This window comes from Desemzia sp. FAM 23989, from assembly GCF_045528345.1.
Lineage (GTDB): Bacteria > Bacillota > Bacilli > Lactobacillales > Carnobacteriaceae > Desemzia.
Genome location: NZ_JBGQQT010000076.1, coordinates 1 through 255 on the forward strand (window position 1 = coordinate 1; position 255 = coordinate 255).

1 protein-coding gene is annotated in these 255 nt (G+C 46.3%); it reads left to right on the top strand.

What is annotated here, in order from left to right; translation table 11 throughout:
* Window positions 1–255 (top strand): transposase (locus ACEN36_RS13125; protein WP_407103315.1); only part of this gene is annotated, 255 nt, incomplete at both ends.

A 255-nucleotide genomic window follows, 5' to 3' on the forward strand; every position in this document is an offset into this window, starting at 1 on the left:
AAAAGACCAGTTTTGATGCCTACAATGAAGCTTCTGTGTTGGTTCAAGCTGTCCGCCGTTTCTACGATCGAAACGGACGTTATCCTGAGCGGGTTCTTGCCGACAAGATCTATCGAAATCGAGAAAATAGGTCTTACTGCAAAATACGAGGCATTCGCCTAGCCGGACCATCACTTGGTCGTCCAAAGAAAGACCAAACCAGAGACAAAGAAATCGAATATCGCGATAATGCAGATCGTGTAGAAGTTGAGCGCG